10 protein-coding genes are annotated in these 13,545 nt (G+C 45.2%); 7 read left to right on the forward strand and 3 right to left on the reverse strand.

All coding sequences use genetic code 11. From position 1 onward, the window contains the following. Nucleotides 1-179 precede the first annotated feature (179 nt). The gene (locus ACZ45G_RS02265; RefSeq protein WP_464175029.1) at nt 180-881 is read left to right on the forward strand and encodes a flavodoxin family protein; all 702 of its coding nucleotides are present in this window, start codon (nt 180-182) and stop codon (nt 879-881) included. Here the strand turns inward: ACZ45G_RS02265 and ACZ45G_RS02270 are convergent. Next, entirely contained in the window at nt 878-1,321 is a 444-nt protein-coding gene (locus tag ACZ45G_RS02270; protein ID WP_464175030.1) for a DMT family transporter, read from the reverse strand. The two genes, ACZ45G_RS02265 and ACZ45G_RS02270, sit on opposite strands and share 4 nt — an antisense overlap. A 296-nt stretch (nt 1,322-1,617) precedes the next feature. Here ACZ45G_RS02270 and ACZ45G_RS02275 point away from each other — a divergent pair, with 296 nt between their 5' ends. After that, a complete protein-coding gene (locus tag ACZ45G_RS02275; RefSeq protein WP_464175031.1) occupies nt 1,618-3,471 on the forward strand; it encodes a GNAT family N-acetyltransferase in 1,854 nt (617 codons plus the stop codon). Here the strand turns inward: ACZ45G_RS02275 and ACZ45G_RS02280 are convergent. Together ACZ45G_RS02280 and ACZ45G_RS02285 are read right to left on the reverse strand one after the other, a co-directional pair. Beyond that, nucleotides 3,461-4,264, reverse strand: coding sequence for an RNA methyltransferase (locus ACZ45G_RS02280; RefSeq protein WP_464175032.1), 804 nt, complete (start codon nt 4,262-4,264; stop codon nt 3,461-3,463). The genes ACZ45G_RS02275 and ACZ45G_RS02280 overlap by 11 nt on opposite strands. 139 nt (nt 4,265-4,403) lie before the next feature. Next, nucleotides 4,404-5,033: a TetR/AcrR family transcriptional regulator gene (locus tag ACZ45G_RS02285; protein ID WP_464175033.1), complete on the reverse strand. Its 630-nt coding sequence runs from the start codon at nt 5,031-5,033 to the stop codon at nt 4,404-4,406. A gap of 285 nt (nt 5,034-5,318) precedes the next feature. On the opposite strand from ACZ45G_RS02285, the gene ACZ45G_RS02290 reads away from it, so the two are divergent. The 5 genes from ACZ45G_RS02290 to ACZ45G_RS02310 all read left to right on the forward strand — a co-directional run bounded on the left by ACZ45G_RS02290 (nt 5,319) and on the right by ACZ45G_RS02310 (nt 13,138). Beyond that, nucleotides 5,319-7,808 carry a penicillin acylase family protein gene (locus tag ACZ45G_RS02290; protein WP_464175034.1) on the forward strand — a complete coding sequence of 830 codons (2,490 nt, stop codon included), beginning with the start codon at nt 5,319-5,321 and terminating at the stop codon, nt 7,806-7,808. A gap of 352 nt (nt 7,809-8,160) precedes the next feature. Next, nucleotides 8,161-9,846, forward strand: a complete 1,686-nt coding sequence (locus ACZ45G_RS02295; protein ID WP_464175036.1) for an AMP-binding protein — start codon at nt 8,161-8,163, stop codon at nt 9,844-9,846. 100 nt (nt 9,847-9,946) lie between these two features. Continuing rightward, nucleotides 9,947-10,594, forward strand: coding sequence for a methyl-accepting chemotaxis protein (locus tag ACZ45G_RS02300; RefSeq protein WP_464175037.1), 648 nt, complete (start codon nt 9,947-9,949; stop codon nt 10,592-10,594). A gap of 347 nt (nt 10,595-10,941) precedes the next feature. After that, nucleotides 10,942-12,126 (forward strand): hypothetical protein, encoded by a 1,185-nt coding sequence (locus ACZ45G_RS02305; protein WP_464175038.1) that lies wholly within the window; start codon nt 10,942-10,944, stop codon nt 12,124-12,126. Continuing rightward, nucleotides 12,086-13,138 carry a DUF2950 domain-containing protein gene (locus tag ACZ45G_RS02310; protein WP_464175039.1) on the forward strand — a complete coding sequence of 351 codons (1,053 nt, stop codon included), beginning with the start codon at nt 12,086-12,088 and terminating at the stop codon, nt 13,136-13,138. Before ACZ45G_RS02305 ends, ACZ45G_RS02310 begins: the two co-directional genes overlap by 41 nt. Nucleotides 13,139-13,545: the final 407 nt, after the last annotated feature.

Genomic DNA, 13,545 nt, shown 5'->3' on the forward strand with positions numbered 1-13,545 from the left:
GAATTGTTTTTGTCTGCCTTCTGGACCAGGGCCTTGGAATGGTGTATCCTGACACCAAATCCAAGTCATCAATTTAGATAGGGAAAGGGGATATTCTCCTCTTTTTCAAGAGTGTTCACTGTGGCTGAGTCCAGCAGTTAAAGTTTTATCATATTATATCATAGGAAAAGGAGAAAAAAATGAAAATTTTAGGCATCTCGGGAAGTTCGCGCAAAGAGGGCACATCCGGGGGAACGAAACTGATCCAAACGGTTTTGGAAAACACCGGTGTTGAATATGAACTAATATCCTTGAGAAATAAAACCATTGGGGGCTGTATTGCCTGTCTTGGGTGCGTTAAGGACAATATCTGCAAGGTAGAGGATGATTTAAAGCCCCTGAGGGAGAAAATCGTCGCAGCCGATGCCTATGTGATTGGGGCTCCCAATTATTATTCCACCTTAAATGCCTTGACCCATGCCTTTCTTGAACGCTGGTACCAGTTTCGGCACCAGACAGGCCGTACCCTGTGGGGAAAACTGGCTGTTGCTGTGGGGGTTGGCGGGACCAGTGGGGCAGCTCCGGCGGATGAACTGGAAAAATTTTTCATGTATAATTTTATCGAAACCGTGGCCAAGGTAACGGGTCAGGGGGCAGCTTCCTGTTATACCTGTGGTCATGGCGAAACCTGCCAGGTGGGAATTCCCATGATGATCCACGGCCCCGGGGTCAAGATAACCGATAATATTATTCCCAATGTGGAAAAACAGGCCGATGTGATGGCTGCTGCTGTCCAGGCAGGTAAATTGCTGGGAGAGCGGCTGACCAATGGCCATGACAGGGTAGCTGTGACCCAGCGTATGCGGGATAAAATGATGTCTCGGTTTGGAGAAACAGCCTAGAATTTTCGGATTAAAATAACCCCTGCCGTTATCAGGGCAATCCCTGCAAGACGCTGCCAGCTAATGGGTTGAACCGACACGCCCAGAAGACCGAAATGATCCAGGAGCACGGCCATTATAAGCTGTCCTGCCACCACAAGGCTAAAGGTCAGGGCCGCTCCCAGTCGGGGGGTTAAAATGATGGTAGCGGTAACATAAAAGGCGCCTAGAAAGCCGGCCGACCAAACAGACCAATGGGTGTCTGCTGCATGGCGGATACTTGTAAACTCAATCCGGGTGGCCAAAGCATAGCCAAAAAGGACAAGGGTTCCCACGGCAAACGATATCAGAGCGGCATAGACAGGGCTTTCAATGGCCCGTCCCATTTTTCCATTCAATCCTGCCTGCAATGGTGCCATCATGCCGGCAACCAGGGCAATCAACAAAAGGATCAGCTTCATTATATGTGTGTCTCCATTGGTATTCGTTATTTGGTATTCGTTATTTATTGCTCGGATTGGCCAAATATTGCGTCTTTCTAATAATCGACTAACCGGCCCTCTGTCAAGTTTTTTGCTAAACTTTGTCAGCCCCCGTCAAAGGGGGATTGATTTAAAAGGATTGGAAATTCATAAAAATTGGCGTATTATGAGCCTGTCAAAAAGGGGGGGGTATTTCCCATTGGAAAATCTGGACGATATGATTCGTCATTGGAATTCGTGGTTTTAATAAAAAGGTCATTATCTAAGGAGCGTGAATGTCAGATTTTAATCTGTCAAACTGGGAAGAGCATCTGGTATCCCCTGAAACCGTTTTGAATCATATTAAGCCTGGGATGACCGTTTTTATCGGGACGGGTCCGGCTGCCCCCAGAACCTTGATAACCACTTTGCTGGATGTGGATGCCCACAATATCCGTGACCTTGAACTGATCCAGCTGGCAGTCCAGGGGGACACCATCCTTTCCGTTGAAAAACTCAATGCCCCCAACTATCGGCTGAAAACTTTTTTTTCCGGGTTTGTCTCCTGGGATACCATCTCCACGGGCCAGGTGGATTTGATCCCTGCCTACTCGTCTGAAATCCCGCAAATTATTAAGTCCCGCAGAATAGAGGTGGACGTGGCCTTTATCCAGATTACGCCCCCAGATGAATCCGGCTATTGCAGTCTGGGGGTTGCCGTGGATGTGGCCCGCGAAGTCATGGAACATGCGTCTCTGGTCGTAGGAGAGATCAATTCAAAAATGCCCTTTACCTACGGGGATACCTTTGTTTCCATTGAGGATTTTGACCTGCTGATCCGGTCTGACCGGGAGCCGGTCACCTATGAAATCCCTCGTGTAACAGAGACCATGAAGAAGGTGGCGTCGAATGTGGCATCGGTGATCAAGGATGGGGATTGTCTCAGTTATTCCATGGGCGCTTTGTTTGAGGCCCTGGTGCCCTATTTGTCCGATAAAAAGGATTTGGGGTTTCACTCCCTTTATTTTACCGATGCCATGGCAGAACTGGTCAATTCCGGCGCGGTCAATAACCGCCGGAAATCCCCTTTTCGTGGTAAATCCCTGGCGTCTTATGCCCTGGGAACCAAAGAGCTGATGACCTGGCTTGACAGGAATCCCCTGGTGGAATTTCAGGGGATAGACTGGGTATGCAATCCCAAGTTTATTTCTAAAAACCCCCAATTTGTGTCCATTTACGAGGCCCGGAAAATCGGTATAATGGGCAGTGTTGCCTTTCCCCTCAAAGGAGCGGTTATAACAGGGCCGGGGGAGGGCATTGATTTTTTTAAGGGGGCTGAAGCGTCCAAGGACGGCCGAACCATTATCGGTCTTCCCAGCCGGAATGCCGAGGGTAAATCCAATATCCTGGCGAGTATTCAAAATTATGCCAACCAGTTGCGGTTGAAGGAATCGGTCCATATGATCGCCACGGAATACGGGGTGGCCGTCCTCAAGTGGCGGTCCCTGAGGGAAAGGGCCCAGGCCATCATCGACATTGCCCATCCCGATGACAGAGAGGACCTGATCAAGCAGGCCCGGGAGCGAAAAATCATTTATCCCAACCAGATTTATGTGACCCGTTCCGCCCATCTGTATCCGAGTCATATTTTTCATACAAAAAGGTTTAAAGGCGGAAATGATATTCGGTTTCGTTCCATGAAGCCCTCGGATGAAGAGGCCATGAGGCGATTTTTTTACCGGTGCACCCGGGAAATGATTTTTTATCGGTTCTTTTATTCCATCAAGACCATGAGCCACGATAAAATGCAGGAATATGTGAACGTGGATTATGAACGAGAGGTCTCCATCGTTGGTTTCGGCGGGGAAAAAGGTGATGGGAGAATTATTGCCGAGGCGCGGCTGATCCAGGAAGAAACCTCGAATTTTGGGGAAGTGGCCTTTCTCATTGATGCCCCTTACCAGGGAATGGGGGTGGCCTCTTATCTCCTGGGATTGCTCATCATCGAGGCCCGGAAACGGGGGCTTGCAGGACTGACCGCCCAGGTGCTCGCTGAGAATCAAGCCATGATCAAGGTGTTTGAAAAAACAAAGTTGCCCCTGAAAACCAATCTGGACAGCGGGGTTTATCAGGTGAAAATTAGTTTTTAGTTGCGGAAAGTACGATTTGGAAAAGAATCACCGCCACAGCATTGGCCACGTTTAAAGAATTTTTTTTCCCGAACATGGGAATGTGGACGGTATCGTCCACCATGGGCATTACATGGGAGGAAATCCCGTATTCCTCATTGCCAAATACAACCACCCCTTTGGGAGGCCAGGCAAATTCATGGCAGGGAACAGATCCTACCGCTGTTTCCACGGCAATGATTCGAAAGCCCTGGCTTTTTTTTTCCACCAGGGTTTGGGCAAGGTCTGATGTTTTTTCCTGGGATATCCATTCCTGGGCGCCCATGGCGGTCTTTTGAACCTGGGGATGTTCTTTGCCCAGGGTGTTTCCCAGGATGACAGACCGGACACCGGCCGCATCACAGGTTCGAAAAATAGATCCCACATTAAAAAGACTCCGAAGCCCGTCCAGGGCCACCTGGTAGTGGAAATCGGGTAATTTTACACCAGGGGTCGGCCGGTCCTGAAAGGTGATGGGCTCAAGAAGTGTGTCATCCCTTAAGGGGGTGCCTGCGGCCCTTCGGTGGAACTGGATGGCATCAGAAATATATTCGATCCGGGGTCTTGTGCCACTTCCGGGACGAGGGGGCAAGGGGAGATGTATCCATTTTAATATGGTTTCGTATCGGGAGCAAAAATCCTCAAAGGCAGCTTCCGTTACCCGGTTTGTGGCAATTTTCTGGTAAAAAGCCGATAACCAGCCAATGATATGCCGATGCTGGTTTTTTTCAGCAAGGCATAAAAACTTTTTTTGGGTAAATCCAAAGGTGTCCATGACATCACTTATACCAGTCTTTGAACCCCGAAGGAATCAAAATATAGGTTTGACACGGACTAAAAATCTACCAGAATAAGGAGATAATTATGAAAAGACCTGAATTCAAAATAGGCCAAACCACGATTGGTGTTTCAGATCATTGTTTTTTTATCTCTTCTTGGATCAGATGTATTATCATGGACTCCATCCAGCTTATAAACCTATCGGCTGTCTCTTCATCTTGTTCGAACGCCCTCTGGAGTGCATTTTCGCTAACTTGAAAGATAAACAGCCCTAATAGTTTCGCATTTTTTTCAGGGATATCTACTTCATATTGTTTTAGATACCCGGCTATTTTGTCTGCTACTTTTAGGCTGTACGTTTTTTTTATTTTACGTATTCCGGGATATATTTCTGATACGTAGAATAGTTCAGTTCGTAATCGGTGGCTGAAGGGAAAACCCTTATAAAAGCTTTTGCCAAGATTGATGAAAAACTGATCCATCGGAATCTTGAGCAAGTATTCGGCCTCAAATTGGTCCAGTTTTTCCTCTGCCATGTTCAGCCATTTTTGATACAAAGCAGCAATTACCGCTTTGGTATTGGGAAAATACTGATAAACTGTCGCCACCGGAATTTTAGCTTCTTGGGCGATTTTGAGAGCGGTGATCCCTTCAACTCCCTCTTTTTCTAACAATACAAATGTCGCATTGAAAATTTGATTGACCTTGTCTTTGGCGCGCTTTTGGGTCGGTTGCTTGCGCGGTTCCAATGAATTTTTTGACATAATACTTAATTTCCACAAGAATGATAAAATGCTACAGGAGGGAGAGTCGTATACCCACACTGATCAAAAATATTGACAGTTAAGTTTAATCCCGTGGCAGCTCAGTTTTTTTAAAATAGCGGATTCTCTTGAATCGTTTCGATTACTTTGCACCGGATTTCAAAAAAAGTAAATAAAATTCATTTTTACTTGACAACTTTCTTGTTTTATATAAACAATCATAAACATGAATATTATTTACTTTTATAAAATTATCAACAAAAACATCCAAAATAAGGAGGGAACATGGGGCGATTTACAAAAGGAGTTTTTAAAATTCTTTCGGGAGCAGTCATTGTCTGCATCATTGCCGTTGCAGGTGTCTGGTTTTATGTCCATCAGCAGCTACCGGAACTGGATGGGGTTATCATTCAAAAAGGGATCAGCCAGCAGGTAGATATTCGTCGGGATCAGTGGGGAGTGCCCCATATTCAGGGGGACTCGTTGGAAGACGCCTATTTTGCATATGGATTTACAATAGCCCAGGATCGCCTTTTTCAAATGGAACTGCAGCGTCGTCTGGCCAGGGGAGAGCTCTGTGAAATATTGGGAAAAGATCTGTTGAAAGTGGATAAAATGTTTCGCACCTTGCAATTTCGGCGTTGGGGAGAGCAGTATCTGCAGGATTCAGCCTCGATCAATCCGAAAGCCCTCGCTACACTGGATGCATTTATGTCTGGGGTAAACGCTTTTATTAAGCAAGGTAGGTTACCCATAGAGTTTAAATTGCTTGGATTTAAACCTCGGCCATTTACGCGATTGGACTGTACGGCGATGGCGGGTTACATGGCCTATTCATTCACATTCGGGATTCAGCGTGACTCCCTGCAGACCATGCTGAAGTCAACCTTGAAAGAGGCGGATCTAAAAAACATCTTTCCTGCTCACACTCTTGAAAACCGGATGACTATCCTTGATCCAGATGGATCCGCTGGATTCAAGTCAACTGCAAAAATGGATTCTAAAACACTCCCAACCCACTCGGATAGTATAATTGACACGTCTGATCAATCGATGGCAGTGATGCTCAAGCAGCTTCAGGATACGCTATTGACGGCAGCAACTATCGATCCTCCTTTCTTGGGGAGCAATTCCTGGGTATTGGGTCCCAAGCGCAGCAAGAGTGGCCATGCATTGATCGCTAACGATCCTCACATCGGCATTGCTAATCCAGGAGTTTGGTACGAAGCTCATATTCGTTATCCGGGATACGAAAACTATGGGTATCACCTGCCTTTAATACCGTTTCCCATGATAGCCCATAATTCCATAAAAGGCTGGACGGTCACAATGCTATTGAATGACGATATTGACCTGTTCCAGGAAACCTTTGACCCACAGAACCCTAACCGGGTAATGTATAAGGGAAAGTGGGAGGAGATACAGACCTACCAGGAATCGATCAAAGTTAAAGGGGAGGCTGATGAGCTCTTAACCATACGCATTACACCACATGGCCCTATCATCAGTGACTATATTAAGGAGTACAAAGGAAATCCGTTAGCTGTTCACTGGATCGCATTAACCGAAAAAAATCCGATTCTGGATGCGATATATGAGATGGGCATAGCAAACAATATTGTTGAATTTGAAAAAGCTGTCTCACAACTGGTGGCACCCGGCTTAAACCTTTCCTATGCGGGTGCCAATGGGGATATCGGCTGGTGGGCGGTGGGACGTTTTTCCATCCGTCCGGAGGGTATTTCCGGACACGAAATCAATGATGGAAGTAACGGATCTGCGGATTGGCTGGGAATTGTTCCATTTGCACAGAATCCTAAACTGATCAACCCGGACAACGGTATGATTATTACAGCCAACCACCTGCCGACCTTAAAACCGGTGGGGCCATTACCCCTGGTGACTGGATATTTCCGACCTGCGGACCGGGCCCGTCGAATTCATCAATTGCTTACAACCCGGGAAACCTGGACAACACGTGAACTGATGCAGGTTCAGACCGATAATCAATTGGGATATGGTGTTGAAATGACACAGAAAATTATCGAGACAATTACCACGCCCAAAGTGATTTTAAATCCCGTAGAAAAGCAGGCTCTCAAGGCAATTAAGGATTGGGATGGTAACATGGACCTGACTTCGACAGGAGGAACAATTTTTCAATTTACGACTTATCATATTTTAAAAAATGCGTTGGGTGACTTTATGGATGATGAGCTGCTCAAGCGCTATTTGAATTTGGTACCCCACTGGGATTACCTGAAACGAATCCTGAATGGGCATGCAACCCCACTTCAAGGGCGGAACAATACGACTCCCAAAAGTTTGCAGGATTTAATTTTGTCTGGATTTCAGGATGGTGTTAAAGAGATGCAGGAGAAACTGGGAGACGATCTGGGCGATTGGCAATGGGGAAAAGTGCATACTATCGAGTTTGTCCACCCGGTGGGACGCAAAAAACCGCTGAATTATCTATTTAATGTGGGCCCTTTTCCTAGCCCGTCTGAGTTTACATCGATTAACAAGATGAAATCAAATATCGGTGATCACAACTATAAGGTTACTTCATTACCCTCAACCCGACGTTTGATTAATATCGGAGATCCTGATCAGAGCTACAGCATTCTGCCAATCGGTAATTCAGGGAACTTCCAGAGTGACTTTTATGATAATCAGGCTCAGATGTTCATTAATGGAGAGTATCGAAAGATTGTATTCACCGAAGCACAGATAAAACAGAACATCCGGCATCATTTGGTTTTACGTCCTGAATAGCCAGATAAAGTGATAGGATTTTCTTTATCGATTCAATCAATGCCGAAATATTAAAAGTCAACAGATATATGCCGGTTATTTAGTTCTTTTCCCGTGCAGATCTACGAACACTGTGAGAAAAAAGGTGGACAACATGACAAACTTTTTTTGGGTAAATCCAAAGGTGTCCATGGCATCTCTTATACCAGTCTTTGAATCCCGTGGAAATTATAATTTGCGTTTGACGCATACCCCCCCCCCAGGATCAGGGAAAGTAGGTGCAGCTACCTACATAAAATTTAGGTTTCTCACCGATTGTTATATAAAGTATTCTTATATAATCTAAAGCTCTATCAGAAATATGGAGGCACCTATGCTAAGACCTGAATTTCAAATAGGCCAAACCACCATTGGACAGCTGGTGGACCTTGTGGCAGATCAATTTAACAAAAACAAAGCCGTTGAATATTACGAATACGCCATCGATCACACCTGGGGCCAGTTCAAAGGGGTATGCAATGATGTGGCCAAAGCGTTCATGGCCCTGGGCGTTGAACGAGGGGACAAGGTGGCCATATGGGCAAACAATGTTCCCCAATGGCTGTATTCACAATACGGCACCGGTAAAATGGGGGCGGTATTGGTCACGGTCAACACCAGTTACAAAAGTTTTGAACTCGAATACCTGATGTCCCAGTCCGATGCCTCCACCCTGGTGCTTATCGGCGGCGTACGGACCCATGACGAATATCTCAAGGTGATCCGGGATGTCTGTCCGGAGCTGGATCATTGTGAACCCGGGCAACTCAATTGCGTCCGTCTTCCCCTGCTCAAAAATGTGGTGTATATCGGTCCGGAAGCGGACAGGCTCAAGGGCATGTATGGATGGGAAGAGATCCTTGAAATGGGCAAATCCGTTTCAAATGATCAATTGCAGATTCGCCAGGAATACCTGTCTCCCGATGATGTCATCAACATGCAGTACACATCAGGTACCACTGGATTTCCCAAGGGGGTGATGCTGACCCATACCAATATCATCGGTAATGCCAAAAGCCTTGGTGAACGCATGAACCTTAGTTTTCGGGACAACCTGTGCATTCCTGTTCCTTTTTTTCATTGTTTCGGCTGTGTCCTGGGTACACTGACCTGTGTGGTGTCAGCAGCCACCATGTCCCCGGTGATCCAGTTCAAACCCGACATGGTGCTCAAAATTGTGGAGGCAAACCGTTGCACAGCACTTCATGGTGTTCCCACCATGTTTATTGCCGAGCTTGAAGAAATGGATAAAAAAACCTACGATACTTCCAGCCTTCGCACCGGCATCATGGCAGGTTCTCCTTGCCCCATTGAGGTGATGAAAAAAGTAGTGGACCGAATGGGTGCCAGGGAAATGACCATCGTGTACGGCCAGACAGAGGCATCTCCGGGCATCACACAGACAAGACCGGATGATTCCCTTGATCTGAGGGTCAGCACGGTGGGCCGCGCCCTGTCCAATGTCGAGGTTAAAATAGTGGATCCTGTATCGGAGAAACAAGTCGGCCCCGGTGTTCAGGGGGAACTGTGTACCCGTGGCTACCATGTCATGAAAGGGTATTACAAACTGCCTGAAGAAACCGCCCGGGCAATTGATGACGGGAACTGGCTGCATACAGGAGACCTGGCGCAGATGGATGAAAACGGGTATTGCAAGATCACAGGCCGCATCAAAGACATGATTATCCGGGGCGGGGAAAATATTTACCCAAGAGAGATAGAAGAATTTATCTACACCCATCCCAAGGTTCTTGATGTCCAAGTCGTGGGGATTCCCAGCCTTAAATACGGGGAGGAAGCTGCCGCCTACATCCAGCTGAGAATCGGGGAGACGGCTGAACCCGAAGAGTTTACCGCTTTTTGCCGGGATAAAATCGCTTTTCACAAGATCCCGGCATTTTTCTTTTTTGTTGACGATTATCCCAGCACAGCATCGGGCAAAATCCAGAAATATAAGCTGCGGGACATGGCGACAAAGCTTTTGAATCGGCAGGATGCGGCAAAGGTGGCCACGGCATAGCATGAACAAGGACACTGGTCTTTGTCTCGGATCAGCGTCAGTTATAATTCACTATATTATATGAATTATAACATACCCCCCGGGGGGAGGTGTCAAACGCATGGGAAAATTTTTTTCCCCAATTGTTTACGGAATAACAGACAAGGCAGTACTTCAGGCCCAACAGGCGTCAGAAAATGTTGAAGAGTTAGGAAATTCCGCAAAGGAAATTAGTAAAGTCGTTGAAACCATCAACGATATCTCTGAGCAGGTAAACCTTTTAGCGCTGAATGCCACCATTGAAGCCGCCAGAGCAGGCGAGGCCGGTAAAGGATTTGCTGTTGTGGCTAATGAAATTAAAGATTTGGCCAAACAGACGGCTGCCGCTGCCCAAGAGATCAAAGAAAAAATCACCCACACCCAAGAATCAACAGAAAAAATTGTACATGAAATTAAAGATATTTCTGAAGTTATAAGAGATATTAATGATATAGTGGCAACCATTGCGACAGCAGTGGAGGAGCAGGCTGCAACGACCAAAGAGGTTTCAATAAACGTTTCACAAGCATCCCAAGGCATCCAGGAAGTAACAGAAAACGTAGCCCAAAGCTCAGCAGTTGCCAGAGAAATTGCACGTGATATCGCTGCCGTGAATCAAGAGGCAGAGGAAATTTCTTCCAGCAGCAATAAGGTGAACATGAGTGCAGAAGAACTTTCAAAGCTGGCAGAAAAATTAAAGGAAATAGTAAGTAGGTTTAAGCTTTCATAGATACTCAAAAAGCGATCATATGGTATCTATACGAGGTTTCGACTGGAAATTAACGACGTGTACTGATATTTTAAAGACTCAGCCCAGGCAAAATTTATTATGCATTCCCCCCCCTCCATGAATGCATACGGTTTTTTAGATTGACAAAAATCATAGCGAAACGTAGTTATTAATATAAGTTTTGTAAATTGGATATGATGTCAAGTATTGTATGATGGGTAAGATGCCCAATAACAAAATATTGATTTAAGTACGTACTCTCACTTAACCGTCAGCTTGACGATTAAAATATTTTGTCGGTTACCAACCATTTTATTTTTGTAAATTATGTTTGAGGATTCATTTATATGATTTATCATAACATCATGAAAAACAGTTTTTTATTATTTATAATACTGGCGATTAGCCTTTTCAGTCTACCTGCATTTTCTCAAACAACGGATGATACGCCATTATTAGGCTTGCCCGGAGATAACCTGGACCTTTATGCCGTATTAGATCTTTTTCAAAAATCAAAAACCATTGAAGCCTTTGAAAAATCATTAAACCAAGAAAAAACCGGAATCAATAATCTGGATTTAAATCTGGATAACAAAGTTGACTTTATCAAAGTGGTTACTAAACAGAACGATACGTCTTTTTCAGTTATACTTCAGGCTGATATCAGTGAAAAGGAGATACAAGATGTAGCCGTTATTCTAATAGATAAAGACAAAGATGAGAAAGTTACATTGCAGATTGTCGGTGATGAAGATTTGTATGGTAAAGATTATGTTGTTGAACCTAAAACGGCTGCAACTCCTGCCATTACAGCTAATCCCGCATATACCGGTGACGATCCTGTTACGGTGAGTGTTCCGGCATCAACTACTGTTGTCGTGGTTGAAACATTACCAATCGTGCAATATGTGTATTCTCCTGTGTATGTACCCTATTATCCTCCCTATCATTACGCCTATTATCCACCCTATTTTGCAGCGTTTACTGTAATGGCGGTTGGTATTTATCGCCATAACAATTATCATCACCATCGCGGTTATCATGGTGGTCCTCATGGTCGTCCTCATGGTGGTCCTCATGGCGGTGGTGGCAACAAAGTAACGGTTCATAACACAAATAATTTTAATAACTATAATAAGTCCAGAAATCGTTCTAATACAGTGAACAAAAATAATGCCAATCGGAATTATAATAAAAATAATGTTTCAAATCGTCCATCCAAAGGGACTTCGCCATCGACACGTCCGTCAAAAGGAGATACTGGTCAGTTTAAAGACCGCTCGACAAACAGCAGCCCGGGCTCTAAAGATCGCTCGAGTGCCGGTTCCATGGACCGTGGTAACACACAACAGCGGAAAAATAGCAGTGGAATTTCTAGCGGGAAAAGCACCCAGCGACAAAACTCAAACGCCTTCGGTGGTTATAATAAAGGAAACCAGACAAGAAATTCCAGCAACCGGGGACATAAAAGCATGTCATCAGGCAGAGCCGGTGGTGGTAGCCGTGGTGGCAGCCGTGGTGGCAGACGCTGATGATAAACGACCTGGAACCATTCAGCCGATTTCAAAAAGGAAAAAAATTATGATGCGACAGATCAATAAGGCAAAAAAAAAATTTAGGGTTGAACCCTCCATGGTGATTTTCATGATCGTCATGTTTATTACGTTGATGACGTCAAATTTATCCCTGGCAGAAGAGATGAATCAACTTAGATTTGACTCTCCTGATGAGGCGGTAAGAGTTTTGCTCAAAGCGTTGAATTCAAAGGATATAAGTGCCCTGGAAGCGATCTTCGGTCCCGACAGCCGGGATCTCATAACCTCCGGCGACCCGGTAGCGGATCAGTCCGGCCGTGCAACTTTTCTCAAATTGTATGGTGAGAAAAACGAGCTGAAGCAGACCGCCGACAGGGCGATTCTCATTATTGGGAATGATGATTGGCCCTTTCCCATCCCCATCGTGGAAAAGGATGGGGCCTGGTTTTTTGACAGCATAGAAGGCAGTGATGAAATCCTGGCACGAAGGATCGGGCGGAATGAATTGGATGCCATTCAAGGCTGCCTGACCTATGTGGATGCCCAGCAGGAATACATACGCACGGACCATGACACAGACGGTCTTTTTCAATATGCCGAAAAATTTAGAAGCGACAAGGGGATGAAAAACGGTTTATACTGGGATGTAAAAAAGGGTGAAGAAAAGAGCCCCATGGGTCTCTTGGTCGCCTCAGCCCTGGAAGAAGGTTATCGTGGCAAGCCAGACGATACCCCCGTTCCTTATCACGGGTATTATTATAAAATTTTAAAGGGTCAAGGAAAGAATGCACCGGAAGGCGCTAACGACTACATGGTAAAGGGAAGAATGAGTGGCGGTTTTGCACTTTTGGCCTTTCCTGCCAGGTACGAATCTTCAGGTATCATGACCTTTATGGTGAATCAGCTTGGGGTGGTTTATGAGAAGGACCTAGGCATGGATACCGAGAAAGAGGCTCAGAACATTAAGCTTTTCAATCCTGACAGCTCCTGGGAAAAAACGGAAGAATAAGATATCCAGATACAAAAAAGAAGAAAAAACATGAATATAAGCGCTTGCTTGAAAATTTTTTCTTCCCGGATAGGTGGTATCCTTGCGGTGAGTATCCTTTTTTCCCCAGGCACTCTGGTGATGAAGGAAAAAACCCTGATGGGAGATTGTGCCCTGTCCCTCCGAAAAATTAGGTAATGCCTGTAATTATAGATAAATTTATTATCAAAGATTAAATCTTTATTCTGATATTTAAATGGATTTTCAGGGAATTACATACACTGAATATCAAAATAAAGATGTTACTGAACGGAGAAATCTGAAATTTTGCTAAAGTTGTTGTTTTCAATCGTTGTTTCGCTTTTTAAAAATCACTCTGCCCTTGCTATGGAAAACCTTGCACTGCGCCAACCGTTATCCATATACCA

The organism is Desulfoconvexum algidum (genome assembly GCF_055382125.1).

Coding starts and splice junctions, on each gene's coding strand:
- ACZ45G_RS02270 (WP_464175030.1), bottom strand. CDS start 1,321: ATGAAGCTGATCCTTTTGTTGATTGCCCTGGTTGCCGGCATGATGGCA.
- ACZ45G_RS02300 (WP_464175037.1), top strand. CDS start 9,947: ATGGGAAAATTTTTTTCCCCAATTGTTTACGGAATAACAGACAAGGCA.
- ACZ45G_RS02265 (WP_464175029.1), top strand. CDS start 180: ATGAAAATTTTAGGCATCTCGGGAAGTTCGCGCAAAGAGGGCACATCC.
- ACZ45G_RS02285 (WP_464175033.1), bottom strand. CDS start 5,033: ATGTCAAAAAATTCATTGGAACCGCGCAAGCAACCGACCCAAAAGCGC.
- ACZ45G_RS02275 (WP_464175031.1), top strand. CDS start 1,618: ATGTCAGATTTTAATCTGTCAAACTGGGAAGAGCATCTGGTATCCCCT.
- ACZ45G_RS02295 (WP_464175036.1), top strand. CDS start 8,161: ATGCTAAGACCTGAATTTCAAATAGGCCAAACCACCATTGGACAGCTG.
- ACZ45G_RS02290 (WP_464175034.1), top strand. CDS start 5,319: ATGGGGCGATTTACAAAAGGAGTTTTTAAAATTCTTTCGGGAGCAGTC.
- ACZ45G_RS02280 (WP_464175032.1), bottom strand. CDS start 4,264: ATGGACACCTTTGGATTTACCCAAAAAAAGTTTTTATGCCTTGCTGAA.
- ACZ45G_RS02305 (WP_464175038.1), top strand. CDS start 10,942: ATGATTTATCATAACATCATGAAAAACAGTTTTTTATTATTTATAATA.